This window comes from Prescottella sp. R16, from assembly GCF_030656875.1.
Classification (GTDB): domain Bacteria; phylum Actinomycetota; class Actinomycetes; order Mycobacteriales; family Mycobacteriaceae; genus Prescottella.
The window spans coordinates 2,193,180-2,217,503 of sequence record NZ_CP130943.1 but is presented as its reverse complement, the minus strand read 5'-3'; the positions used below and the strand labels follow the sequence as shown (position 1 = coordinate 2,217,503).

Genomic DNA, 24,324 nt, shown 5'->3' with positions numbered 1-24,324 from the left:
CTGGTTGTGACCTTGTCGTGATCACCGAGTTATCCACACGGTCGGATCGAAACAACCTCTCTCGACTGTACCGGTGAACACGTTCGGAGGCTGCCCCGTCTGCAGCCCGAAGTTGGAGAGCACGAACCTTGAACGATTCGCGTACGAACACCTTCGACCAGACGTCGACCACCCGCTGCGGTTTCATGACCCGGACCCGCGCCGCGGGCATCGCCACCCTGGCCGCCGCCGGCCTGTGGGTCGGCTCCGCCGTCGCAGGTGCACTGCCCGCCCAGGCCCAGCCCGCCGAGGCCGCCGTGCCCGCCCCGCTGGCTGCCCCCGTGCAGTTCCTCGAGTCCGCGGGCCTGCTGAAGGCTCTCGACCTGCCCGCGACCACGCCGGCCTCGGAGCCGGTCGCCCAGGACATCGCCACTCCGGCCCCCGCACCGGTCGAGCCCCCGCCGGCTCCCGCGCCGAACCCGGCCTCGGTCACCCTCGACGAGCTGGTGCAGATCGTCCCGCAGGTGTCGCCGGACAGGCTCGCACAGTACGTCCAGCCGCTCAACGACGCGCTCGCGAAGGCTGCGATCGACACCCCGCTGCGCAAGGCCGCGTTCATCGCGCAGCTCGTCGTCGAATCGGACTCGTTCCGCACGTTCGAGGAGTACGCCTCCGGTCGCGCCTACGAAGGCCGCGCCGATCTCGGCAACGTCGCCCCCGGCGACGGCGAGCGCTACAAGGGCCGCGGCGCCATCCAGGTCACCGGCCGGCACAACTACCAGAGCGTGAGCGACTACCTCGGTGTCGACTTCGTGGCCCACCCCGAGCTGATGGCGACGCCGGAGAACGCGTTCGAGACCGCGGCCTGGTACTGGCAGTCCCGCAACCTCAACGCCGTCTCCGACAGCGGCAGCATCGAGAAGGTGTCGCGCATCGTCAACGGCGGCACGCACGGACTGCTCAAGCGCATCGACAGCTTCCAGCGCGCGCTCGGCGTCCTGCACTGACAGCTTGAATGTTCGGTGACCCGAACTCTATAGTGCGAACTATCGAATAACCGGTGGTCGGTTGTTCCCGACGCACCCGTGGAGTTTCGTGAGCACCGAGATCGCCGCACCCGCCCCGCACCGCCCGCGGGGCGGTCTGCGTTCCGTGGCCCTGCTGGGTCCGGCGTTCGTCGCCGCGATCGCCTACGTCGATCCGGGCAACGTCGCCGCCAACCTCACCGCGGGCGCGAAGTACGGATACCTGCTGATCTGGGTGCTGGTCGTCGCCAATGCGATGGCGGTTCTCATCCAGTACCTGTCCGCGAAACTGGGCCTGGTCACCGGACGGTCCCTGCCGGAAATGCTCGGCCGCCGCCTGCGCCCCACCTCCCGGCGGGCGTTCTGGGTGCAGGCCGAGGTGATGGCGGCCGCGACCGATCTGGCCGAGGTGATCGGCGGCGCCATCGCCCTGCACCTGCTGTTCGGGCTGCCGCTGCTGCTCGGCGGGCTGATCACCGGCGTCGTGTCGATGGTGATCCTGTCGATCCAGTCCCGGCGCGGACAGCGCACGTTCGAGTTCGTCGTCCTGGGCCTGCTGGCGATCGTCACGATCGGGTTCCTCGCCGGCCTCGCCTTCACCGACGTCTCCGGCCCGGACACCGTCGCCGGACTCGTGCCCCGCTTCCAAGGCACCGAAACCGTGCTGCTCGCCGCGAGCATGCTGGGGGCGACCGTGATGCCGCACGCGATCTACCTGCACTCGGCGCTCGCCCGGGACCGGCACGGCGCCGCCGGACACGGCCCGCGGCTGCGCCGACTGCTGCGGATCACCCGCTGGGACGTCACGGGCGCACTCGTCGTCGCCGGCAGCGTCAACATCGGCATGCTGCTGCTCGCCGCATCCGCCCTGCGCGGCGTGCCGGGCACCGACACCATCGAGGGCGCGCACGCCGCGATCCAGGCCGCACTCGGGCCCGGGGTCGCGATCGTGTTCGGTATCGGCCTGCTCGCGTCCGGGCTGGCGTCGACGTCCGTCGGCTGCGCGGCCGGCTCCGAGATCATGCACGGGCTGCTGCACGTGCGGATACCGGTGTTCGCGCGGCGCGTCGTGACACTGATCCCGGCACTGATCGTCCTCGGCATCGGAATCGACCCCACCCTGGCCCTCGTCGTCAGCCAGGTGGTGCTGAGTCTGTGCATCCCGTTCGCGCTGATCCCGCTCGTGCGGATCACCGCCGACACCGACGTCATGGGCCCGGAAACCAATGCTCGTCCCACCACCGTCGCGGCCTGGGCGTGCGCGGGCCTGATCATCGCGCTCAACGTCGCGCTGCTGTGGCTGACGGCGACCGGGGCCGCCTGACCGTCACAGCCCCAGGACGGCCTTGGCGATGAGGAAGTACAGGATCAGGCCCGTCGCATCGACGAACGTGGTGATGAACGGGTTGGAGAACACCGCCGGATCAGCGCGCACCGCCCGCGCGACCAGCGGCATCATGCCGCCGACCGTCGCGGCCATCGTGCACACCGCCAGCAACGTCAACCCGATCACCAGACCGATGTCGTAGCCGTAGATAGCGCCCGCCAGGACGTACGCGATCCCACCGAGCAGGGCCCCGAGGAACAGGCCCACCCGCAATTCCCGCAACACCACCTTCAGGACGTCCCGGGACCCGATCTCCCCCAACGCCAGCGCCCGGGTGACCGTCGTGGCCGCCTGGTTCCCGGTGTTGCCGCCGGTACCGACGAGCAGTGGCACGAACAACGCCAGCGTCACCACCCCGTCGAGCGTGGACTCGAAGATCTCGAGTACCTGCACCGTCAGGGTCGCGCCCAACGCGAGGACCAGCAGCCACACCACCCGGGACCGGACGATCCGCCGCACCGGGGTCGTCAGGTACGGCTGACGCAGCGGCTCGGTACCGCCGATGCGCGCCTGGTCCTCGGTGTCGGCGTCCTCGAGCAGCCGTAGCGCGTCGTCCATCGTGACGATCCCCACCAGCCGGGTCTCGGCGTCCACGACGGGCACCGCCAAATGCTTCACCTGCGCGCAGAACCGGGCCGCATCCTCCGCCGTGTCGGTGGCGTGCACCCATTCCGCGGGCTGCACGATGTCGGCGATCCGCGTCTCCGGTGCGGCCCGCAGCAGATCCCGCAGACTCACCACCCCCAGCAGCGTCCGCTCACCGTCCGTCACCGGCACCGTGTACACGGTTTCGGCGTCGTCGAGGCGCCGCGTCACCCGCTCCAGGGTCTCGGCCACCGTCAACTCCGGGTGCGTGGTGACCAGTTCCGGACTCATCCGGCGTCCGATCGACCCGGACGGATATCCGAGGACGACCGAGGTGAGGGTGCGCTCCTCGTCGGGCAGACCCCGCATCAGCGCCGTCGCAACCGCCGCCGGCAACTCGTCGAGCAACTCGACCCGGTCGTCCGGATCCAGCCCCGCGAACAGCGCGGCGACGTCGTCGTCCCGCAACCCGTCCAGCAGATCCCGCTGCAGGGTCGGCGGCAACGACTCGAACACCGTGAGCGCACGATCCTTCGGCAGCACCCGGTACAGGACCGCCCGCTGCGTGTGGTCGAGCCGCTCGAGCACCTCCACCACCTGCACGGCACTCCAGTCGGCCACCGTCGTGGTCAACGTCGGCAGGTCCGCATCCGCCACCGCACGCTCGACGACACGGACACGGGACTCGGCGTCGGACACCTCGATTCGGCTCATCGCGTGCACCATAACCAGATCCGCGACGAAGCGCTGGGCTGCACCGGCTAGCCGATCAGCTCGACACCCAGCAGCGCATCCACCGCGCTCGCGAATCCGGCCGGTGCGGACGCGTCCGGGCCACCGTGGTCGACGGCGCGGCGGGCCCAGCCGTCGAGCGCGTCGAGCGCCTTGGGGGTGTCGAGGTCGTCGGCGAGATGCTGGCGCAGCCGGGCGATCGTGTCCTCGGCGGACGGGCCGGATTCGAGGGCGGCGGCCTTGCGCCACAATGCGAGCCGGTCCTGCGCGGCAGTGAGCAGGTCCGCGGTCCAGGCCCGGTCGGTGCGGTAGTGCCCGGCGAGCAGGCCGAGGCGGATCGCGGCCGGGTCGACGCCCTCACCGCGCAGCTTGGAGACGAACACCAGGTTGCCGCGGGACTTCGACATCTTCTCGCCGTCCAGGCCGATCATCCCGGTGTGGACGTAGTGCCGCGCGAAACGGTCGGTGCCGCTGGCGGATTCGGCGTGCGCCGCGGAGAACTCGTGGTGCGGGAAGATCAGGTCGGAGCCGCCGCCCTGGATGTCGAAACCCGAACCGATCCGGTTGAGGGCGATGGCCGCGCACTCGATGTGCCAGCCCGGCCGGCCCGGGCCGAACGGCGACGGCCACGACGGCTCACCGGGACGCTGCGCCCGCCACACCAGGGCGTCGAGCGGATCCCGCTTGCCGGGACGCTCCGGGTCGCCGCCGCGCTCGGCGAAGAAACGCTCCATCGTGGCCCGGTCGTAGCCGGACTCGTACCCGAACTGCTGCGTCGCATCGGCACGGAAGTACACGTCCGGATATTCGGCGTCGTCGACGATGTACGCGGCCCCGGACGCGACGAACTTCTCGACGAGTTCGACGACCTCGTTCACCGATTCGACGGCGCCGATGTAATCGCGCGGCGGCAGCACCCGCAGCGCCTCCATGTCCTCCCGGAACAGCGCGGTCTCCCGCATCCCGAGCACCACCCAGTCCTCGCCGTCCCGGTCGGCCCGCTCGAACAGCGGATCGTCGACGTCGGTGACGTTCTGCACGTAGTGCACGTCGTGGCCGGCGTCCCGCCAGATCCGGTTCACCAGATCGAACGTCAGATAGGTGGCCGCATGACCGAGGTGGGTGGCGTCGTACGGGGTGATACCGCACACGTACATCTTCGCCGTCGCCCCCGGTGTCACCGGGCGCACCTGCCGATCCGCGGTGTCGTACAGCCGGAGGGCAGGGCCCTGACCGGGCACGGACGGGACAGCGGTGTCGGACCAAGACTGCATGCCAGCGAGCCTAGTGGACGGGAGATTCCGGGCGTGCGCGCGATGTCTAGAACGCCGGCCACGGAATGGTGCGCGGCCCCTCGGGCAGCGGCATGACCGGCGTCGCCAGTAATGTCTTGGCGCGCTCGCGCAGGGCCTCTACCTCACGGAGCGTGATGTGCTCGGCGAGCCGGGTCGAGAACGCGTCACCGTCGAGCGTCCCGGTGAACGTGTCGATGTCGGCGAGCAGGTCGTCGCCGATCGGCTGCCCGGCCCACCCCCACAGGACGGTGCGCAGCTTGTTCTCCTCGTGCAGGCAGATGCCGTGGTCGACGCCGTACACCGCGCCGTCGACGCCTTCGAGGACATGGCCGCCCTTGCGGTCGGCGTTGTTGAGCAGCACGTCGAGGACCGCCATCCGGTGCAGCCGCGGATCGTCGGCGTGGACGAGGGACACCTCGTTGTCGTCGGCGTCGTAGGCGCGGAGCACCTCGATCCAGCCCTGCGGGACGGCGTCGGGTGGGCAGATGTCGACCAGGTCGGCTCGGTCCCCCGTCTCGGGGCGGTGGTCCGGGGTGTCGATCCAGCGCTGCACCATGCCCGGGCCGAACGGGCCGTCGCGCAGGACCGTGTGCGGGACGACACCCCAGCCCAGTGCCTCGGAGATCAGATAGGACGCGATCTCACGGCCGGCGAGGGTGCCGTCCGGGAAATCCCACAGCGGACGCTCCCCGCGGACCGGTTTGTAGACGCAGCGCAGCGTCTCGTCGTCGTTCGACACGTCGCAGACGAGGGTGGCGTTGCTGGCGTGCACGATCCGTCCGACGACGGTCAGTTCCCCGTCCACGAGAACGCCGCCCGGCACCGGGGTCAGAGCTCTTCCCCGAACTCGACGGTGGAGTCGAATCCGGCGATGCGGCGGTACCCGTTGGTGCGGACACACACGTGCCCGCCCGCGCCGAGCGGTTCCCCGCACAGGGGGCACGGGGCACGGCCGGCGGCCACGACCCGTTCGGAACGCAACGCGAACTCGCGGGCCTGCACCGGGGTCAGGAACACCCGCACCGCGTCCGGCCCCTCCTCGGCGTCGTCGAGGACGACGGATTCGTCGAACTCGGTGTCGCTGACGGCGAGGAGTTCGACGACGACGGCCTCCGCTTCGGCGTCCCAGCCGAGGCCCATCGTGCCGACCCGGAACTCGACGTCGAGTGGGGTGAGCAGGGGGCTGAGGTCGCCGACCTCACCGGGTTCGGGTGGCACCGCGGTACCGAAACGACGGTGGACCTCCTCGAGAAGTAACCCCATCCGGTCGGCGAGCACCTGCACCTGCTGCTTCTCGAGCAGCACGCTCACCACCCGCGCATCGTGCACAGCCTGGAGATAGAACGACCGTTCGCCGGGTTCACCGACCGTTCCCGCGACGAAGCGATCGGGGGTGCGAAAAATGTGGATCGCGCGTGACATTGCACCTCCTCGAACTATGCGTACCGCTTCATTATCCGCCTACCGACCATGCCCCACCTCGCCTCCGGGCACCGCCGTGTCGCCGGGCCGCGGCGGGGTGCCCAGTCCGGCGAGGTCGCCGCCGGTGTCGTTCATCCGCAGCACGTACGGCCGGACGTCGGTGTAGCGGACGACGCTGATCGACGCCGGCTCGGTGACGATCCGCTGGAACGCATCGAGGTGGGAGCCGACGGCGTCGGCCAGCACCGACTTGATCACATCGCCGTGCGTGCACGCCACCCACACCACGTCCCGGCCGTGGACGTCGGCGAGCCGCCGATCGTGTTCGCGGACCGCAGCAACGGCCCGTGCCTGCACCTGAGCGATTCCCTCCCCGCCGGGGAACACGGCCGCGGATGCGTGCTGCTGCACCACTTTCCACAACGGTTCCTCGACGAGTTCCTGCAGCGCACGCCCCGTCCACTGCCCGTAGTCGACCTCGACGAGACGCTCCTCGACCCGCGGCTCGAGCCCCCGATCGGTGGCCAGCGGGGCGACCGTCTGCTCGCACCGCAACAGCGGCGAATGCACGATCTCCTCGACCGGCACCCCCGCCAACCGCTCCACCACCGCCTTCGCCTGCTCGACCCCCACATCGTCGAGCGCGACACCGGACGACCGGCCCGCCAACGTCCGGGACGTGTTCGCCGTCGAGCGGCCGTGACGCAACAGAATGACCGTCATGCATGCCAGCCTATGCGTCCGTGCTGACATGATCGGGACATGGAGGAGTCGGTGGGGGTGTCGGCGAGAACCCGGGCAGCGAGGAACACGAGGCGGGCCGTCCGGGTGGGCGGGCTGCTACTGGCGCTCGCCGTGGTGGCCGGGTACCTGTATCTCGCGGTGTTGTACCGGAGCCTGAACGTGTTCTCGCCGCCGGAACAGATCTCCTCGTTGGGCCGGACGTATCTGCTCGGTGGCACTCCGCCGATGAGCCTCGACGAGATCGCCGGACGCCGCTCCCCCGCCCACCGCGACCGCTACACGCTCGAGCGGGTCGGTAGTCTGCCGCCCGGACACGACGTGTACCAGTGGCAGAACGACGAGATCCGGGGGCAGGCGACGACGAGCGCGTTCCTCGAATGGAGCGGGAAGTACGTGACCTACTCGCTGTCGGGCGGGGCGTGATCGGTCGCTCTCACACCGCGTATTCGGTGTAGGTGCCGATGGTCGTGAACCCGATCTTCTCGTACAGGGGTGCGCCGTCGGCGGACGCCTGCAGTACCGCGTGGGTGGTTCCCCGCGACCGGGCGATATCCAGGGCTGTCAATGTGACCGCTGTCCCGAAGCCCTGACGACGGTGCGCGTCGAGGGTCACGACGCCGTACAGGCCGGCCAGGCCCGAGTCGAAGTGGACCTCGGCGCCGGCGACAGGTTCGTCGCCGAGGTATCCGACGACGAACCGGCTCGCGCAGTCGTCGGCGAGGATCGCGTGGGCGGCGCGTTCGTGGAACTCGACCACCTCCGGTGACGGCGGACTCCAGTTCCGGGCCACCAACGAGGCGTAGTCACACAGGCGCTCCACCGAGTCCACGACGACAACGGTCAGTTCGTCGCGGGCCGGCGCCGGCGGCACATCGGCGAGCACGGCGACCATCGCCTCTTCGGTCTCCGACGCCGACAGCCCACGCTCTCGCAGGATCGTTCCCAGGTCCGCCGGCGTCGAGGTCGGCGCAACCCACCACGAGAACGGCCTGTCGACCGTTCGGGCCATCGCGATCACCTCGTCGACGCGCGCACGGGCGGTCGCCTCGGTGAACCGGGCCCGGCACACGAGATTGAACGTATCGTCGGCCAACCCGCTGTCGGCCACCACGAGATCACCGCTGTCGAGGACACGGGCACCCGCCACCGACGGATGCAGGTGGCTCGCATGGGACGCACAGTTGCGCTCCATCGCGTCCAGAATGCGGCCACGCGTGGTGTCGTCGAACATGTCGACCACCCTACGGAGCAAGCACCTCGAGTCGACGAATGCGCTGGAAACTGTTCCAGCACCACCTTTCGACACGCAGTTTCGACATGAAGTTCTGGGACGCGGCGAGCTGGAACGACCCGTCCCGTATCAACGCCAGCATGGACCGTCCCGCTACCAAGGAAATGAGACGGCCGCGTGTAGTCACATCCAGCGCACTCCTACTCCGTGCATGCTCATGCCCAACGTCTGCCTGGCGTGCTGACAGGTTCAGCTGGACACCGACTCGTGCGGGGACTGCAGCCGATCGCGGCACCGACCGCTCGACAGATCGCCACTTTAGAAGTACTTTTAATGTATGAGTGTGGATGAGGTGACATTCTCGGAACTGCAGCTACAGGGGAAAGCGACAGTCGAGCGGCTGCGCCGCTCACCGGCCCAGTCGCTGCGGGTGCGACGCCGCGACGCCGAGGACCTGGTACTAACCACCGCGGCGCGGGCCGAACTCGAGCACACTGCAGCGTCTGTGACGACACGAATGTTCGTGGCGTTGATGCAGCGCGATCCGAGGGCGCGGGAGTTGGTTACCGAGGTGCTGCCCGAAGTGTTCCCGTGGGTGGCGTTCCTTTCCCGCGAAGAGGTGCAGGAGTTCGTCGTCGAGCTGGTGGCGACACTGCGGGCGGCGGAATCGCTCGACAACCCAGCCCCGGTGGTGCAGGTTATCGAGGCCTGGCGGCACACCGCGGAGGTGCTGGCCGACCCCGAGTTGGCGGCGATCCTCGCGGCCGATACCGATGAGGACCTCGGTGCTGTCCCCGCGCCGGGCGCTTCGTGAGCCCGAAACGCGGCGACCGGGTCGCCCCGCCCGCAGACCCGGCCGGCGGGTGGGAGCTGCGGTTCGCCACCACTGACGCCGTCAAGGGTTGGGATGCGCTGTGCCAGCAGGCGCCGGCGAACACCCTCACCGCCTGGAACGAGCTGCGCTCCCGCACCGACACTCCCGCACCGACCCCGCGGCACCACCAGCTCAAAGGCTCCCTCGCCACCGCCGCCCACGGCGGGACTGTGATGGAGCAGTGGCAATACGAGGTCACCGCCAGCGGACGCCTCTGGTACCTCGTCGACACAGCCCGCCGCACCCTGTGGATCAAAGCAGCGGGCACCGGGCACCCCAAGGCCACCGAATAGAACGGCCTCGGCGAGTACCCAAGGATGTGTGTATGTGGTTCGAGTTGACGAAGACCTTGGCGCCGATCGTCGCGGCACTGATCGCAGGCGGCATTGCGCTGTACATCAACAATCGCAACGTCAAGACGATCAGCGACAATGCAGACAAGTCCATCGCAGCTGCAGAAGTCAATGCGGACAGATCTATCGAAGCAGCGGCGGCGAACGTCGCCAGCTCGGTGAGAGCCAGCGCCGATGGCGTCGACAAGACCATCCTCGCTGCCGAGGAACGGGAACGACGGAACTGGATCCGGGAGCAAACCGTTGACGCCGCGGCCGCGATCTTGACGGCGGCAACAGAGCTCGACACGCGTGTCGATCGGGCTACGAAGACATCGGTCGCGTTTGCCCGGAGCTGGGATGGCCCTGAGTCTGCGCGGGAGAGACTCGTTCAGGAGAATCCACCGCCGATAGACCTTGTCTTGGAGGTCGAGGAAGCGCTCGCAGCCCTGAACCGTGCGATCGACCTCTTCCAATTCGTCGCGGACGAGGAGCCCTGCTACGCAGCTCAGATGCTTCGCTGGACCTACCAGCAGCTCATGGTACAGATCCGGTTCCTGGAAGAGTTCGCCAACGGGTACGTGGCGGAAAGTGTGCACGTGCAAGACAACGAGTCACCGACAGCCGCGGAGGCTGCACACTGCTCGCGTGATGCCGTGAAGGCGTACAAGCATAGAACACTGCATGAACGTGAGGTGCTTCTCCACCACGTGCGGAACGCACTCGGGCTTCCACCTATCTGTTTGGACGCATTCACATTGACGATCCCAGACGGAGTTCACGGTCAGCTTCGCTGAGGGCCAGTGGATGTCCTGAAGACCAAGAAACTAGGACATGGGGGCGCTGCCCACTCGGGAACGACAACGGCGCCCTCGGATGGCGCGAGATAGCCGCCTCACGCAAGCACCTGGGGAGGAGTGATCGACAGAGCAGGCAAGGCGAGCAGTTGCTCATAGGACATTGACCGCATGCGAACCACTACTTGGCTGGCTTGGCTCTGAAACTCCGTGTCCGCCCAGGTAAGAGCCTCCTCCGTCAGCAATTTGAAGTTGACCAGCATCGGAGACGTCAAGGCCTGGGCCTGTAGTCCATGAAAGAGGATCTCGATAACTTTCCGCTCTTCTGTATCGGGTCCGATCACGGCGCCAAGTACGTAGGAGGTGAAGATCCGATCGTCGTGGGCGATGCCCTTGTTACGGAGCTTTCGAACGAACTCGTGCGCCTCGCGCGGTAACCCGTCCCCGTAGATTTCGGCCGGGTCCAGGGGGCTCCGCTTTGAAGTCTTGTCGAAGCAGCGCCAGAATGCGACAACTGCAGATCGCCAGAGCGCGTCACGCACGAGCGGCGGGTCGCCCCCTTCGTTGATGAGCCTGGCCGCCGCCCTACTCGCGAAGACGAGGTCCTGTATGTGCGCGGCGAGGTCTGCGAGTCGCTTCGATGCATCCGCCGGTAGGTCTGGAGGTAGAGCGGCAATCTTCACCGCGTCGGGGTAGCCGTCTACCTGAATTGCTCCGTCCACGAACCGTGCACCTGTCGCTTCCATCGCTGCCTATCAGATCTTGGTCTCGGCCAACATATCCACGATCCGCATCGTCTCGACGGCTACAGTCGTCACGCGCTTGATCAGATCGACGATGTAGGTGGGGTCGCCGTGTTCGTCGCACCAGTTGTTGGGGTCGTTGACGATGCCGGATGCCTTGTCGGGCTTGATCTGGTAGCGGTCGATGATCCACGCGAGCGCGGATCGGGATCCGAGCATGTAGCGTTCGGCGTCTTCGGGGATGCCGGTGATGGTGACCTTCGGGTTGTAGACGATGGTGGTGCGGTCGTCGATGTTCTTGCCGGTGTCGGAGTCTTTCTTTTTGCCCCACTTGAGTTTCGCCACCCGCCACGTCTCCCGATCGGCGGGGTCAGTCCCCTTCTTGAGCTGCACGTCGAGGTCGTACGGCGCCACCGTCTCGTAGTTCACATGCAGATCAGCCAGCTGCCTGCCGGCGGCGGTGAGTTGCTCGAACCGTTCCTGGGTTTCGGGGGTGGGGATGCGCGGGAGCATCTTCTTCAGATCCGCCGCGTAGGCCTGCCGGTAGGCGGGGTCGTGGACCAGTCCGTAGACGTAGAAGAAGATGTCGTCCTTGGTGACCTGGTCGCCGACCGCGCCGCGGTAGAGGGCGAGGATGCTGTCGGTGATGTTGTCGATCCTCCGGTAGCCGTACTCGTCGACGTCGGTGGTGTCTGTTGATGCGAAATCCAGCTCGCCATCGGCGGATTCGGCCTTGGCGTAGGTCCATCGCGGGAAGAACTGGGCCGTGTCCAGGACATGCAGGTTGGGGAGCAAGTCGGTGATGAACGGGGTGAACTCGAAATGCGATGCTGCGCCGGTCAACACAATGCCGATGTTCGTCTGGTGCGAGGTGGGAAACATCGTGGGGAGCTTGTAGATCATGTCGTTGACGCGGCGGTCGAGATAGGACCACTGAGTATTGAACGGCCGGTAGCTGCCGAGCCGGACAGAGTCGTCAGCGAAGACGATGTCCGTGCCTTTGGCGAGGTCGGTGCGCAGACCACGGTTCCAGCTGATCTTCCCGGTCCCGGTCAGTTCCGGGTTGGCGGCGAGGAACGTGGCGACCGTGTCCGGTGTGGGCTTGGGTTCGCCGACGTCGGTGCAGTACTGGGCGAACTTCTTCTGGGTGTCGCGGTACTGGGTCGCAAGTTCCTCGATCGACTTGACGAGACCGGTACGGGATGAGTTGTAGCACCAGGAGTCGCGTCCGGTCTTCAAACCAGATGAGTAGATCGTGAACACCGTGGCCTGCCCCGGGGCGGGGCTCTTCTCTCCGATGGCGGGCCAGGCGAGGTAGTCGTCGTTGCGGTGGTTGACCCAGTCGCCGTGGGCGTTGGGGGTGATGGGCTGCCAGTCGATGCTGGGGAGGGTGTCGGCGTCGACGATCTCGAGTTTCTGCTCGCGGCTCAGGTAGTCACCGATGTCGCGGTAGAAGATCTCGCAGTCGCCGGTGTGGGCGGGGTTCTTGATGCCGATGAGGACGGCGACGGTGTTGCGGCTGCCGGAGCCGAAGATCTTGCCGCCTTCCTTGCGGGACAGTTCGCCGGCGGTGCGCTGGTTGCCGCGCAGGTTGTAGACGTAGATGCGGGAGTACTCGCCGGCCAAGGACAGGCGGATGCCGTCGGCGGTGTTGCCGTCGATCCAGCCGCCGTTGGAGACGAACGCGACGATGCCGGCGTCACCGATCCGGTCAGTGGCCCACCGGAAGGCACGTAGGTAGGAGTCGTAGAGACTGTTCTTGTTCGTCGCCGTCGATCGCGCGGCGTAGGTGTCGGCGATCCGCTTGTCGAGCGTGGGATACGCGACGTTCGCGTTCAGGTCGTTCGCCGAGGTCTGTCCGACCGAGTACGGCGGGTTGCCGACGACGACGTTGATGGGGATCTGTTTCTGGCGGATGATGCGGTCGTTGTTCTGGGGGAACATGTCCGCGTCCATGGTGTCGCCGTCTTCGGTGATCTGGAAGGTGTCGGCGAGCACGATCCCCTCGAACGGCGAATACCCCCCCCCCCCCGCAGATCTCGGCGTCACGCACAGCGTGATAGGTGGATTCGATGTTCACCGCGGCGATGTAGTACGCGAGGAGCATGATCTCGTTGGCGTGCAGCTCGTGCGCGTACTTGCGGGCCAGGTCTTCGGGGAAGATCAGTCCGGACTGCAGCAGTCGGGTGATGAAGGTGCCGGTCCCGGTGAACGGGTCGAGGATGTGGACGCCTTCGTCGGTCAAGCCGCGGCCGAACGCGTCCCGGGAGGCCTGGTTGGCGGCGCGGAGGATGAAGTCGACAACCTCGACGGGGGTGTAGACGATCCCGAGGGCTTCGGACTGCTTACGGAAGCCGAGGCGGAAAAACTTCTCGTAGAGTTCGGCGATCACCTTCTGCTTGCCGTCGGCGGTGGTGACCTCGGCGGCGCGGGTGCGGACGGAGGCGTAGAAGCCGTCGAGTTTCGCGGTCTCAGCTTCGAGGCCGGCGTCGCCGAGGGTGTCGACCATCGCCTGCATCACCCGCGAGACCGGGTTGTGGGACGCGAAGTCGTGTTCGGCGAACAGGGCGTCGAACACCGGTTTGGTGATCAAATGCTGGCTCAGCATGCTGATCGCGTCGTCGGTGGTGATGGAGTCGTTGAGGTTGTCCCGCAAGCCTTTCAGGAAGCGGTCGAACGCGGCGGTGACCTGCGGGTCGGCGGCGTCGAGTTGGGCGCGGATGCGGGTGATCTGGGCGGCGGCGATGTCGGCGACGTCGGCGGCCCAGTCTTCCCAGTAGGCGCGGGTGCCGACCTTGTCGACGATCTTCGCGACGATCGCTTCCTGCCATTCGGACAGGGAGAACAGCGCCATCTGCTGCGCCACCTGCCCACCCGCATCCGCGGCGGCGGTCGAGGCGCCGTCAGAGCCAGCGGCGGTCGACGAGCCACCATCGGCGCCGTTGCCGGTGCCGGCGACAGATTCGCCGGTTCCGTCCGAGACGGGGCCGATGTGGTCGCCCATCAGCATCGACGAGCCCTTGCCGGTCTTCTTCTCCACCACAGTCGAATTGAGGGCAATCGAGTTGACCATCGCGTTGAACCGGTCGTCGTGCGCGCGCAAAGCGTTGAGGACCTGCCACACAACTTTGAAACGGCGGTTGTCCGACAACGCCTGCGACGGGGACACGCCGGCAGGGACGGCGACCGGCAAGATGATGTAGCCGTAGTCCTTGCCGTCGGCCCTACGCATCACCCGCCCCACCGACTGCACCACATCCACCACACTGTTACGCGGGTTCAGGAACATCACCGCATCCAGGGCGGGGACATCCACGCCTTCGGACAGGCAGCGGGCGTTGGTGAGGATCCGGCACTCCCCCTCCGGGACCGGCGCCTTGAGCCAGGAGAGTTCGGCGTTGCGTTGCAGGGCGTTGTAGGTGCCGTCGACGTGGTGCACCGAACACGCCAGATCCCGGTTCGTCGCCGCGATGTCGTGGCCGTCGTTCTCGCTCTCGTCCAACAGATCCCGGTATGCGTCGACGACCGCGGGAAACACCTCGGCGACCTGCTTGGAGGCGGCGATGTCCTTCGCGAACACCACCGCCCGCCGCATCGGCGGCTCCCCCGGCGCGAACCCGGTGCCGTCCGGGGTCCGCCCGGCCCGCTTCGCCAGACCGTTCCAGCAGCCGACGATCTTCGACGCATCGTCGAGTTTCAGCTCGGAGAACTCGCCGGCGAGCTGCTGCTGCAACGGGGAGGCGACGAGGTCCTCGTCGACGGTCAGCACGATCACCTTGTAGTCCGTCAACAAGCCCCGCTCGACCGCGTCCCCGAACGACAGCCGGTGGAACTCCGGCCCGAACTTCGTCTCGTCATCCATCGACGCCAGCTCGGCCGAATGCTCGGCCGCCTGGTCCTTGACCTTCTCGTCGAACAGACGCGGCGTCGCCGTCATATACAGCCGGCGTGCCGCCTCGAGGAAGTCCCCGTCGTGCACGCGGACGAAGTTCGACTCGTCCTCACCTGCCAAGGTGACGCCGGTGGTGCGGTGGGCTTCGTCGCAGATCACCAGATCGAACCCGTCCACCCCACCCTGCGCCTGGGCGGCCGCGACCACCGGCAGGGACTGGTAGGTGGTGAACACCACCGTCAACCCCTTCGCCCGCTTGCGGTGCCCCATCTCCGCGGCGAGGGTGGCCGGGTCGGTGGTGACCGGAATCGCGACATCCACCGCGCCGATGTCCTCGGCGGCCCGGGAGACCTTCGTGTCCGAGCAGACGGCGAACGCCCGCAGATCCAACAGGGTCTGGGCGGTCCACTCCCGCAACGTCTGCGACAGCAGCGAGATCGACGGCACCGCGAACAAGATCTTCGCCGACCCACCCTGCTCGGCGGCGGTACGTTCCGCGATCTTCAACGCGGTGAACGTTTTGCCGGTGCCGCACGCCATGATCAGCTTGCCGCGGTCGTGACCGGCATCAAACCCGGTGAACACCGCATCGATCGCGTCCTGCTGATGCGGGCGCGGATCGTGCCGCTTCGCCTCCGACAACGTGACCGTAAGTTCGCCCTTCGGCCACGCCACATCCCAGTCGATCGGGGACTCGGCGATCTCCGCCAACCCGATCCGCTGCACCGGCGTGTGCTGATCCTCGAGCGCCGCCTCCGCGTTCTTTCCCCATCGATCGGTGGTCGAGATGATCAGCCGGTTCGTGAACGGCTTCTTCCCCGACGCCGTGAAGAACGAATCGATATCCGCCTTGGCGAGGGTGTGGGTCGGCTCGTAGAACTTGCACTGAATCGCCGTGAATGCACCCGTGTCCCGCTCCCGCGCCACAAGGTCAATCCCGGTGTCCGGCTTGCCATCACGGCCCGGCCAGTCCGTCCACCGCCACACCTGCTCGTACTGCTGCGACAGCAACGGATCGAGCTGGAAGTAGCGGACCATCAACTGCTCGAACTGGGTACCCCGCTCAGAGTTCGACGGCGCCTCACGAAACGCCTCGATCACCTCGTGAACAGAACCCATGACCAACCCGCCCCTTCGCAGACCCGACAACACTCAGCTGGATATCTTGCCCTGGTCTGCGGCCGGTCGGGTACAGACCTGGCCACGGAACCGCTGCCCACCGAAATTGTCGGTGCCTCGCAGTATCGTGTCTGCACTTCACGAGATGCGGCCGCCAAGCCCCGACTGGGTCGCACACCAACCCCATGCTCATGGGTGGTTCGGGTGACGAAGTGGTCCGTGTCGACCGATGCGGGCAGGAGCGTCCCCGAGGGGACCCCGACGGAGGGAATCCGCCATGACCGAACCCATCACTTCCGAGTCCGGTAACGAGTCGCAGATCACTGTGTGCAGGATCGGCAGCTCCGCACCCGACTGCGGATCGTACGGTGCAGGCCATCACGTCCACTGGATCCAGGCACGCAAAGCGTTCGAATCCGAGACGGAAATCGAGGTCACCGCTGTCGTGGACAGTGACGGCCTCATCCGAGCCACCGTCGGCGACGAAGTCACATGGTTCCGCAACCACGATCCGGACGGGGTCGCCGCCACACTCCTCGGCGCCGACAGCCGCGTCGTACTACGAGGATTCAACGTACTGCAGATCCACACCCCCGCGGGCCGAGCGCTCTACAGCATCGAAGAATCGGATCAGTGGCAGCCGTGCCGGCCCCGGCTTTGACACACCAATGATCCGACACTGCAGTGTCGGCCGGTCGATGTACTGTCCAGCCGACTGTGAAGAATCGCACACCATAGGGGAAGTATTGAGTAACAACAAGTCCGGCCCCTGGAGCCGCAACAAGAGCACAGTCGACCCCGGAGAGTTCTCGCCCGGGGACTTGATCCGTATCCGCGGGATCGGATGGCGGACGCTCGTCGTGGGATCGCCGCAGCAGTACAGCGATCCGTCCGGTTCACTCTTCCACGTCGTCGAGGTCGTACACGGCAATCAGCAACCCACCCGAATCGTCATCGACTGCGATACCCCGGTGCAACGAGTCTCGTTCGATGCCGGCCGGTACGAGTTCGAGGTCGAAACGCCGCGAGACGATCGCCGGTCGATCGGCGCCTGGTCGAACGGACTCCGATCCGGAGAAGTGTTGTGGCGTGAATCCGACGGGACCATCCTGAACCTATCGCCGCGTAGTCCACACGATCCGCTGCGACAGTTGCTGATATCGCGAGCCGAGGAATCGTGTCCGATCCTGCGGGTCCCGGATCCTTCCACTCACTGGGCACCCGATCCTGCGGACCTCATTCCAGGTGACCTGATCGTTGCGCGCGGGGCACGGGTCGTCGTCGGAGATCCGCAGCCTCACACAGACCCGGACGGGCAGCAGTTCTGGACAGTTGCCACCGAAAGCGATCGCGGGAGGCCCGAAAAAGTGATCCTCGACGCGAATACGCATTGGGGCCGGAAGGAGTTCGATCCCGGCCGGTATCGATTCGAGGTGTCGTCCCGCGGCGAAGGGCTACGGGAAGTGCGGGCGACAACCGGGGCCAGCCCCGGGGCCACCGTAGGAAGGGCAACCTGGTGGTCCGGTGACGGTGTGATCCGCCGGATCGAACCGGCCAATCCGCTACATCCATTGCATCGATTGCTGACGGAATGGGTGGCGGCACGTCCACGACTCACCGGGGATACCGATCCCGATTATCTCGGTCTCGGCACCGTCGTGATCAGCGACGGACAACAAATGGTCGTCACCGGCGATCAACTTCGCCGCAGTACCGACCGTCGACGGGAACCGGGTGTCGTCGTCTACCCCGTGATACTCACCGATACCGGGGAGCTGTCGACGATGACGTTCGACCTGACTCTCCCGGTGACACGGGAGTCGTTCGACCCGAGCGGCATTCGTATCGAGGTCTCCGACGAGAACGGCAACGACCGCACTGTCGCAGCCTTCGCTCGGACCGGAGCGGCACTCGGCACGGTGACGTGGTGGGAAGCGAACAGTTCGGTGGCACACATCGCGCCCGAACACCCCCGGCATCCGGTGCATCGGATGCTGTTCGATCAAGCGAAGCAATTGTGTCCGACGCTGTGGGGTCCGATGCCGACGATGCCCACACGCCGCAATCCGGTCGAGCAGATCGCGGCACGTGAGGTATTCGTGTCGTCGGACGATGCCGGCCCTGCCGTTCTCAGCGCTCACTACATGACCAAGAACATCCTCGACGCCCCGTGGAATCTGCCTGCCCCGGACCTCGCCGCTTTACGGGCCGCATGGCAACGAAGAGGTACCGGGCTGTACGTCGTGGTCTCGTTCAGTGATGAATCCGGCACGGACGTCTACACGCCGCTGGCCTGGAGTACGTCTGAGAACACCCTGCATCTGCCCGACATCTCGTACAGCGGGGAGTTGGGACGTCATCTGGATCTGGTCCGCCAGGCAGCTGCACGCCCTGTTTCATACCTCTGGGATTGACCCACAGTCGGTTGCGTCGCCCCCCCTACGTCGCCGACACCACTCCCGTGGCCAGCAACCCGAGGACGACGACGCCGAGGATCACACGGTAGCCGACGAACCAGTACATGGAGTGGTCGACGACGAAGCGGAGGAGCCAGGCGATGGAGGCGTAGCCGATGGCGAACGCGATGAGCGTGGCGACGAGCAACTGCGGGCCGGAGGCGTTGAGTCCTTCGCCGGCGGGTTCGAAGGCGTCGGGGAGGCTGAACAGGCCGGACGCGACGACGGCGGGGATGGCGAGGAGGAACGAATAGCGTGCGGCCGCTTCACGGGTGAGACCGAGGAACAGGCCGGCACTGATGGTGCCGCCGGACCTCGACACGCCGGGCACGAGGGCGAGGGCCTGCGCGGAACCCATGATGATGCCGTCCCGCGCCCGCAGGTCCTCGATGGGGCGGGTCTTGCGACCCCAGTGTTCGGCGGCGGCGATGACGAGGGCGAACACGATGAGCATCGTGGCGATGAGCCACAGATTCCGCGCACCCGTGCGGATCTGGTCCTTGAACAGGAATCCGAGCACCCCGACGGGAATGGTGCCGATGATCACATACCAGCCCATCCGGTAGTCGAGGTCCTTGCGGTGCTCGGCGTGCAGCAGTCCACGGAACCAGGCTGCGACGATGCGGCCGATGTCGCGGGCGAAGTACAGCAGCACCGCCGCCTCCGTGCCGAGCTGGGTGACCGCGGTGAACGACGCACCGGCGTCGGTGCCGAAGAAGATCTCCGACACGATCCGCAGATGTCCCGACGACGAGATGGGCAGGAACTCCGTCAGACCCTGCACGGCACCCAGGACGATCGCCTGGAGCCAGGTCATCGCCTCACCGATCATGCGGGAGGCTCCGGATTACACACGGAAGGTCCGATTTTCACGAGGCAGACGGTACCCGGCGTGGCTGTTCTCGGCGCGTCGTGCGCGGCACTAATGTTCTCGGTGGCGAACACAGTTCATCTACGAGTACATCCGGTGTCGAAGCGGCGCGGTTTCCGAGAAGGCGGTTATGGAATACAGAGCGGTGGGAGCGAGCGGGCTGCGAGTGTCGAGGCTCGGTCTCGGCACACTGCACTGGGGGCGGGACACCGACGGAGACGAGGCGGCCGCACAGCTGTCGGCGTTCGTCGACGCCGGCGGCACTCTCGTCGACACGTCGCCCGCCTACGGTGACGGCAAGGCGCAGCGCATCCTCGCCGAACTCCTCGACGACGTCGTCCCCCGCGAGTACCTGGTCATCGGTGGCAGTGCCGGTATCGACGCGGCCGCCCCGGGCGGGCACCGGGTGGACTGCTCGCGACGCAGCCTGCTCGCTCAACTCGATGCGACGCTGCGGGAACTCGGCACCGATTATCTGGACATGTGGCAGGTCGCGACGTGGGATCCGGTGACGCCGGTCGGCGAGATCGCCGCCACCCTCGACTACGCGGTGTCCAGTGGCCGGGTCCGCTACACCGGTGCCCGCGGCTATCTCGGCTGGCAGCTGGCCACGGCGGCGAGCCATCGCGGCCCCGGCCGCCTGGTCGCCACGCAGGCCGAGTACTCGCTGCTGGCCCGCGGTGTCGAGGAGGAGCTGCTGCCGGCCGCCGCGCACCACGGGATCGGGGTGTTCGCGGCTGTCCCGCTCGCCGGGGGTGTGCTGACCGGCAAGTATCGGGGCGGGATTCCCGCCGATTCGCGGGGCGCCGACGACGTCCACGCGTCCGAGGTGCGCAGCTATCTCACCGAGACGTCGATCCGTGTCGTCGACGCCGTCCTCACCGCCGCCGACGGGCTCGGCACGTCCCCGCTCGCGGTGGCGCTGGCGTGGGCGCGGGATCGGCCCGGGGTGGCGAGCGCCGTGGTCGGGTCGCGGGATCTGGCGCAGCTCACGGGTGTGTTGTCGGCGGAGGAACTCGAACTTCCGGCGGCGATCGCGGCGGCCCTGGACGATGTCAGCGCCTGACCGCGTCCACGCTTCCAACTTTCGGTTGATTCCGGGTGAATGTCAGTGACTCGAGTAGAGAGGCTAGGCTAACCTCGCAGCCGTTGAGTCAGACGACGGTTTGTCACGAAGGAGACCCCATGGACGTGCTCGATCAGGCAGCCCCGATCGAGGAGGGCACCCCCGCCTTCTCGGCACGCATCAGGACCGAATCCGATGCCGCCCACCGCAGCACCGAGAGCTCCCGGTTCGTCGGGGAACTCCTCGAAGGCAGAATCAACAAGGACGGCTACGCGGCTCTGCTCGCGCAGACGTACCTCGTGTACGAGGCCCTCGAGCGCGTCGCCACCACGTACGCCGACCACCCGGTCGTCGCACCGTTCCTGTCTCCGGAACTCGTGCGCCTGCCGTCGCTGGCGGCCGACCTCGAGTTCCTGCTCGGCCCCGCGTGGCGCGAGCAGGTCACCGCGACCCCCGCCACCACCCGCTACATCACCCGCATCGAGGACGTCGCGTCGACGGCGCCGACCGCGTTCGTCGCCCACCACTACCTGCGCTACATGGGTGACCTGTCCGGCGGCCAGATCATCCGCCGCATGCTGTCCCGCGCCTACGACTACGACGTCGACGGCCTGCGTTTCTACATCTTCGACGGCATCGCCAAGCCGAAGGTGTTCAAGGACGAGTACCGCGCCAAGCTCGACGCCGCACCGCTGTCCGCCGACGAACAGCAGGCGTTCATCGACGAGGTCGTCCTCGGCTACGAACTCAACAGCGGCCTGTTCTCCGACCTCGAAGCCGACATCGACCGGTACGCCGTCTGATGAGGAAACTCACCCGGGTCCTGGCCGCGTCGACGGCGATCGCCTCGCTGGTCGGTCTCACCGCGTGCACGTCGGCGACGACGACCGGTGACACCGACCAGCAGGGCCGGACCACCGCGGTCGTCGCGAATCCCGATCCGCGGCCGATCGCCGAGAACCCGTCGCCGCAACTGCCGGTCACGGTCCGCAGCTTCGACGGCGCCGACGTCACCGTCACCGACGTCAGCCGCATCGTCACCGCAGACCGGTACGGCACCCTCACCCAGACGGTGTTCTCCCTCGGCCTCGGCGACAACGTCGTCGGCCGGGACACGGCGTCGGCGTTCCCGGCGGCACAGCACGTTCCGAGCATCACCCCCGGCGGCGTGTCGCTGAGCGCCGAGGCGATCCTCGACCTGGCACCGACCGTCGTACTCACCGACACCAGCATCGGCCCCAAGGCGGTACAGGATCAGCTGCGGGCGGCCGGGATCCCCGTCGTCTTCTTCGACCCGGCCCGGACCCTCGACGGGGTACCGGACCAGATCACCGCGGTCGCGGACGCCCTCGGCGTGCCGCAGCAGGGTGCCGAGCTCGTCGCCCGCACCCAGTCGGAGATCGACGCCGCGAAGGCCACCGTCCCGACCGACGGCGACCCGCTGAAGATCGCGTTCCTCTACATGCGCGGGTCGTCGATCACGATGCTCGGTGGTCCCGGCTCGGGCGCCGACTCGATCATCGACACCCTCGGAGCCGTCGACGCCGGAACCGCGTCCGGGCTCACGTCCGAGTTCGTGCCCATCACCAGTGAGGCGATGATCGCGTCCGCCCCCGACGTCCTGTTGATGATGACCGGGGGACTCGATTCCATCGGTGGCGTCGACGGAGTCGAGAAGATCCCCGGAATCGCGCAGACCCCGGCCGGACAGAATCGCCGTGTCGTCGACATGGCCGACGGCATCCTGCTCTCCTTCGGACCCAACACCGGCGAGGTCCTCACGGCCCTGTCGACCGCGATCTACCATCCCACCGCAGAATGAGCCGCACCACTACATGAGCACCGTCGCCACCTCCCGCCCCCGGATCCGTGCGGGCTCCGTCCTCACGGGCCTGATCGTTCTCCTCGTCGCGCTCGCGCTCGTGTCGGCGTGCCTCGGTCAGGTCCCCACCGGGCCGGCCGAGGTGCTCGGTTCGATCCTGCACCGGATCGGACTCGACATCGGGCCGATGCCGGCGCACCCGGCCGGCGAGGTGACGTTGTGGCAGGTGCGGTTCCCGCGGGTGGTGCTGGCGATCTTCGTCGGGGCCGCGCTCGGCTGCGCCGGCGCGCTGCTGCAGGGCGTGTTCGCGAACCCGCTCGCCGAACCCGGTGTCATCGGTGTGTCGGCGGGCGCCGCGGTCGGCGCGAGCGCGGTCATCGTGCTCGGCGGCGCGTTCGCGGCCGGCCCGATCGTCGCGACGGCCGCGTTCGTCACCGGGCTGATCACCACCGGCCTCGTCTATCTCCTCGCCCGCTCCGAGGGCCGCACCGAGGTGGTGACGCTGGTCCTCACCGGTGTCGCGATCAACGCGTTCGCCGGCGGCCTGATCGCCTACTTCACGTTCGTCGCGAGCCCCGCCGCCCGCGACCAGATCGTGTTCTGGCAGATGGGCAGCCTCAACGGCGCCACCTGGAACGCGGTCGCGATCGTCGTGCCCATGGCGATCGCCGGGATCACGGCGGCGATCGTGCTGGCCCCCAAACTCGATCTGCTCGCGCTCGGCGAGAGCGCCGCCCGGCATCTCGGTGTCGACGTCGAGAAACTGCGCATCATCGTGATCGTGATCGTCGCGGTCCTCGTCTCCTCGAGTGTCGCGTTCACCGGCATCATCCTGTTCGTCGGTCTGGTGGTGCCGCACCTCATGCGCGGACTCGTCGGCCCCGGTCACCGTCTCCTGCTGCCCGCGAGCGCGCTCGGCGGCGCGATCGTGCTACTGGCCGCCGACCTGGGTGCCCGCACCCTCGTCACCAACGCCGATCTGCCGCTCGGCATGCTCACGTCCCTCGTCGGCGGCCCGTTCTTCTTCTGGATGCTCCGCAAGACCCGCAGCAAGCAGGGAGGATGGGCGTAATGACCTCGCTCCTCGACCGGGCCCGCGGACTGTTCGGGCACGACGACACCGCTCCCGCCCCCACCACCCGCGGCACGGTCACGATGCGTGCCACCGACATCAGCGTGCAGCGGGGCGGACGCACCGTCCTCGACCACGTGAGCGTCGAGGTCCGGGCCGGCGAGATATTGGCCCTGGTGGGCCCCAACGGGGCCGGTAAATCGACCCTGCTGGCGGCGCTGTCCGGGGACCAGCCGGTGGTCTCGGGCACGATCGAACTCGACGGCAGACCCTTGGATGCGTGGTCCGCCCCGGAGATGGCGCGCCGCCGTGCGGTGCTGCCGCAGCAGCACACTGTCGGATTCTCCTTCACCGCCCGCCAGGTGGTGCGGATGGGCCGGGCACCGTGGCAGCGGACACCGCAGGCCGCCGACGACGAACAGCAGGTCGAGGACTGCCTCGACATCTGCGACGTCCGGCATCTCGCGGACCGCCCGTTCACCGTCCTGTCCGGAGGTGAACGCGCCCGCGTCGCCCTGGCCCGCGTGCTGGCGCAGTCGACCGAGACGATCCTGCTCGACGAGCCCACCGCGGCCCTCGACCTCGGCCACCAGGAAACCGTCATGCGGATCGCCCAGGACCGGGCGCGTGCAGGCGCCGCCGTCGTGGTGGTACTGCACGATCTCGGGCTCGCGGCCGCGTACGCCGACCGGATCTGCGTCCTCGAGGACGGGCAGGCGTCGGCGGACGGTCCCCCGTCCGAGGTCCTCACCGACGAGCTGCTGTCCCGTGTCTACAAGCATCCGGTCGAGGTGTTCCCGCACCCGCGGTCGGGGGCGACCCTGGTGCTGCCGCTCCGCGACGATCGGGAATGCTAGAGGGGCCCGCCCGCATCTTCCCG

21 protein-coding genes, 1 pseudogene and 1 riboswitch are annotated in these 24,324 nt (G+C 67.5%); of the genes and pseudogenes, 13 read left to right on the top strand and 9 right to left on the bottom strand.

What is annotated here, in order from left to right:
* Positions 1 to 128: 128 nt before the first annotated feature.
* Both Q5696_RS10470 and Q5696_RS10465 read left to right on the top strand, forming a co-directional pair.
* Positions 129 to 986, top strand: coding sequence for a glycoside hydrolase family 19 protein (locus Q5696_RS10470; RefSeq protein WP_305095055.1), 858 nt, complete (start codon positions 129 to 131; stop codon positions 984 to 986).
* A 136-nt stretch (positions 987 to 1,122) separates the two neighbouring features.
* Entirely contained in the window at positions 1,123 to 2,328 is a 1,206-nt protein-coding gene (locus tag Q5696_RS10465) for an Nramp family divalent metal transporter (RefSeq protein WP_305095230.1), read from the top strand.
* A 3-nt stretch (positions 2,329 to 2,331) separates the two neighbouring features.
* Here the strand turns inward: Q5696_RS10465 and mgtE are convergent, their stop codons facing one another.
* The 5 genes from mgtE to Q5696_RS10440 are packed head-to-tail and all read right to left on the bottom strand — an operon-like array spanning position 2,332 to position 7,148.
* The gene (mgtE, locus tag Q5696_RS10460; protein WP_305095054.1) at positions 2,332 to 3,690 is read right to left on the bottom strand and encodes a magnesium transporter; all 1,359 of its coding nucleotides are present in this window, start codon (positions 3,688 to 3,690) and stop codon (positions 2,332 to 2,334) included.
* Between the two features lie 47 nt (positions 3,691 to 3,737).
* The gene (mshC, locus tag Q5696_RS10455; RefSeq protein ID WP_305095053.1) at positions 3,738 to 4,982 is read right to left on the bottom strand and encodes a cysteine--1-D-myo-inosityl 2-amino-2-deoxy-alpha-D-glucopyranoside ligase; all 1,245 of its coding nucleotides are present in this window, start codon (positions 4,980 to 4,982) and stop codon (positions 3,738 to 3,740) included.
* Positions 4,983 to 5,028: 46 nt separating this feature from the next.
* A complete protein-coding gene (locus Q5696_RS10450) occupies positions 5,029 to 5,835 on the bottom strand; it encodes an Rv2133c family protein (RefSeq protein WP_370654915.1) in 807 nt (268 codons plus the stop codon).
* Positions 5,832 to 6,425 (bottom strand): Rv2134c family protein, encoded by a 594-nt coding sequence (locus Q5696_RS10445; RefSeq protein ID WP_305095051.1) that lies wholly within the window; start codon positions 6,423 to 6,425, stop codon positions 5,832 to 5,834. Before Q5696_RS10445 ends, Q5696_RS10450 begins: the two co-directional genes overlap by 4 nt.
* A gap of 39 nt (positions 6,426 to 6,464) precedes the next feature.
* Positions 6,465 to 7,148 carry a histidine phosphatase family protein gene (locus Q5696_RS10440; protein ID WP_305095050.1) on the bottom strand — a complete coding sequence of 228 codons (684 nt, stop codon included), beginning with the start codon at positions 7,146 to 7,148 and terminating at the stop codon, positions 6,465 to 6,467.
* 39 nt (positions 7,149 to 7,187) lie between these two features.
* Here Q5696_RS10440 and Q5696_RS10435 point away from each other — a divergent pair, with 39 nt between their 5' ends.
* On the top strand, positions 7,188 to 7,592 hold the full coding sequence (locus Q5696_RS10435; RefSeq protein ID WP_305095049.1) for a hypothetical protein: 405 nt from the start codon (positions 7,188 to 7,190) through the stop codon (positions 7,590 to 7,592).
* 10 nt (positions 7,593 to 7,602) lie between these two features.
* Here the strand turns inward: Q5696_RS10435 and Q5696_RS10430 are convergent, their stop codons facing one another.
* On the bottom strand, positions 7,603 to 8,400 hold the full coding sequence (locus Q5696_RS10430; protein WP_305095048.1) for a GNAT family N-acetyltransferase: 798 nt from the start codon (positions 8,398 to 8,400) through the stop codon (positions 7,603 to 7,605).
* A 337-nt stretch (positions 8,401 to 8,737) separates the two neighbouring features.
* Here Q5696_RS10430 and Q5696_RS10425 point away from each other — a divergent pair, with 337 nt between their 5' ends.
* Genes Q5696_RS10425 through Q5696_RS10415 form a run of 3 tightly spaced genes read left to right on the top strand, consistent with a single transcriptional unit; the run spans position 8,738 to position 10,403 of the window.
* The gene (locus tag Q5696_RS10425) at positions 8,738 to 9,214 is read left to right on the top strand and encodes a hypothetical protein (protein WP_305095047.1); all 477 of its coding nucleotides are present in this window, start codon (positions 8,738 to 8,740) and stop codon (positions 9,212 to 9,214) included.
* Positions 9,211 to 9,567, top strand: coding sequence for a hypothetical protein (locus tag Q5696_RS10420; RefSeq protein ID WP_305095046.1), 357 nt, complete (start codon positions 9,211 to 9,213; stop codon positions 9,565 to 9,567). Before Q5696_RS10425 ends, Q5696_RS10420 begins: the two co-directional genes overlap by 4 nt.
* 32 nt (positions 9,568 to 9,599) lie before the next feature.
* On the top strand, positions 9,600 to 10,403 hold the full coding sequence (locus Q5696_RS10415; RefSeq protein ID WP_305095045.1) for a hypothetical protein: 804 nt from the start codon (positions 9,600 to 9,602) through the stop codon (positions 10,401 to 10,403).
* 98 nt (positions 10,404 to 10,501) lie between these two features.
* On the opposite strand, the gene Q5696_RS10410 is transcribed toward Q5696_RS10415, so the two are convergent.
* A complete protein-coding gene (locus Q5696_RS10410) occupies positions 10,502 to 11,125 on the bottom strand; it encodes a hypothetical protein (RefSeq protein WP_305095044.1) in 624 nt (207 codons plus the stop codon).
* Between the two features lie 33 nt (positions 11,126 to 11,158).
* Positions 11,159 to 16,157: pseudogene (locus tag Q5696_RS21460) on the bottom strand (DEAD/DEAH box helicase).
* Between the two features lie 136 nt (positions 16,158 to 16,293).
* Positions 16,294 to 16,405: riboswitch (SAM riboswitch) on the top strand.
* A gap of 29 nt (positions 16,406 to 16,434) precedes the next feature.
* Here Q5696_RS21460 and Q5696_RS10395 point away from each other — a divergent pair.
* Positions 16,435 to 16,818 (top strand): hypothetical protein, encoded by a 384-nt coding sequence (locus tag Q5696_RS10395; RefSeq protein WP_305095042.1) that lies wholly within the window; start codon positions 16,435 to 16,437, stop codon positions 16,816 to 16,818.
* A gap of 85 nt (positions 16,819 to 16,903) precedes the next feature.
* Positions 16,904 to 18,571 carry a hypothetical protein gene (locus tag Q5696_RS10390; protein ID WP_305095041.1) on the top strand — a complete coding sequence of 556 codons (1,668 nt, stop codon included), beginning with the start codon at positions 16,904 to 16,906 and terminating at the stop codon, positions 18,569 to 18,571.
* 25 nt (positions 18,572 to 18,596) lie between these two features.
* On the opposite strand, the gene Q5696_RS10385 is transcribed toward Q5696_RS10390, so the two are convergent.
* Positions 18,597 to 19,442: an undecaprenyl-diphosphate phosphatase gene (locus Q5696_RS10385; protein ID WP_305095229.1), complete on the bottom strand. Its 846-nt coding sequence runs from the start codon at positions 19,440 to 19,442 to the stop codon at positions 18,597 to 18,599.
* A gap of 172 nt (positions 19,443 to 19,614) precedes the next feature.
* On the opposite strand from Q5696_RS10385, the gene Q5696_RS10380 reads away from it, so the two are divergent.
* The 5 genes from Q5696_RS10380 (at position 19,615) to Q5696_RS10360 (ending at position 24,301) form a co-directional block, all read left to right on the top strand.
* Positions 19,615 to 20,550, top strand: coding sequence for an aldo/keto reductase (locus tag Q5696_RS10380; RefSeq protein ID WP_305095040.1), 936 nt, complete (start codon positions 19,615 to 19,617; stop codon positions 20,548 to 20,550).
* Between the two features lie 119 nt (positions 20,551 to 20,669).
* A complete protein-coding gene (locus tag Q5696_RS10375; RefSeq protein WP_305095039.1) occupies positions 20,670 to 21,353 on the top strand; it encodes a biliverdin-producing heme oxygenase in 684 nt (227 codons plus the stop codon).
* Positions 21,353 to 22,372, top strand: coding sequence for a heme/hemin ABC transporter substrate-binding protein (locus Q5696_RS10370; protein WP_305095038.1), 1,020 nt, complete (start codon positions 21,353 to 21,355; stop codon positions 22,370 to 22,372). The genes Q5696_RS10375 and Q5696_RS10370 overlap by 1 nt, the downstream gene beginning before the upstream one ends.
* 13 nt (positions 22,373 to 22,385) lie before the next feature.
* On the top strand, positions 22,386 to 23,444 hold the full coding sequence (locus Q5696_RS10365) for a FecCD family ABC transporter permease (RefSeq protein ID WP_305095037.1): 1,059 nt from the start codon (positions 22,386 to 22,388) through the stop codon (positions 23,442 to 23,444).
* Positions 23,444 to 24,301, top strand: a complete 858-nt coding sequence (locus Q5696_RS10360; RefSeq protein WP_305095036.1) for a heme ABC transporter ATP-binding protein — start codon at positions 23,444 to 23,446, stop codon at positions 24,299 to 24,301. Before Q5696_RS10365 ends, Q5696_RS10360 begins: the two co-directional genes overlap by 1 nt.
* Positions 24,302 to 24,324 lie beyond the last annotated feature (23 nt).

Coding starts and splice junctions, on each gene's coding strand:
- mgtE (WP_305095054.1), bottom strand. CDS start 3,690: ATGAGCCGAATCGAGGTGTCCGACGCCGAGTCCCGTGTCCGTGTCGTC.
- mshC (WP_305095053.1), bottom strand. CDS start 4,982: ATGCAGTCTTGGTCCGACACCGCTGTCCCGTCCGTGCCCGGTCAGGGC.
- Q5696_RS10445 (WP_305095051.1), bottom strand. CDS start 6,425: ATGTCACGCGCGATCCACATTTTTCGCACCCCCGATCGCTTCGTCGCG.
- Q5696_RS10440 (WP_305095050.1), bottom strand. CDS start 7,148: ATGACGGTCATTCTGTTGCGTCACGGCCGCTCGACGGCGAACACGTCC.
- Q5696_RS10435 (WP_305095049.1), top strand. CDS start 7,188: ATGGAGGAGTCGGTGGGGGTGTCGGCGAGAACCCGGGCAGCGAGGAAC.
- Q5696_RS10430 (WP_305095048.1), bottom strand. CDS start 8,400: ATGTTCGACGACACCACGCGTGGCCGCATTCTGGACGCGATGGAGCGC.
- Q5696_RS10425 (WP_305095047.1), top strand. CDS start 8,738: ATGAGTGTGGATGAGGTGACATTCTCGGAACTGCAGCTACAGGGGAAA.
- Q5696_RS10415 (WP_305095045.1), top strand. CDS start 9,600: ATGTGGTTCGAGTTGACGAAGACCTTGGCGCCGATCGTCGCGGCACTG.
- Q5696_RS10395 (WP_305095042.1), top strand. CDS start 16,435: ATGACCGAACCCATCACTTCCGAGTCCGGTAACGAGTCGCAGATCACT.
- Q5696_RS10380 (WP_305095040.1), top strand. CDS start 19,615: ATGGAATACAGAGCGGTGGGAGCGAGCGGGCTGCGAGTGTCGAGGCTC.
- Q5696_RS10375 (WP_305095039.1), top strand. CDS start 20,670: ATGGACGTGCTCGATCAGGCAGCCCCGATCGAGGAGGGCACCCCCGCC.
- Q5696_RS10370 (WP_305095038.1), top strand. CDS start 21,353: ATGAGGAAACTCACCCGGGTCCTGGCCGCGTCGACGGCGATCGCCTCG.
- Q5696_RS10365 (WP_305095037.1), top strand. CDS start 22,386: ATGAGCACCGTCGCCACCTCCCGCCCCCGGATCCGTGCGGGCTCCGTC.
- Q5696_RS10360 (WP_305095036.1), top strand. CDS start 23,444: ATGACCTCGCTCCTCGACCGGGCCCGCGGACTGTTCGGGCACGACGAC.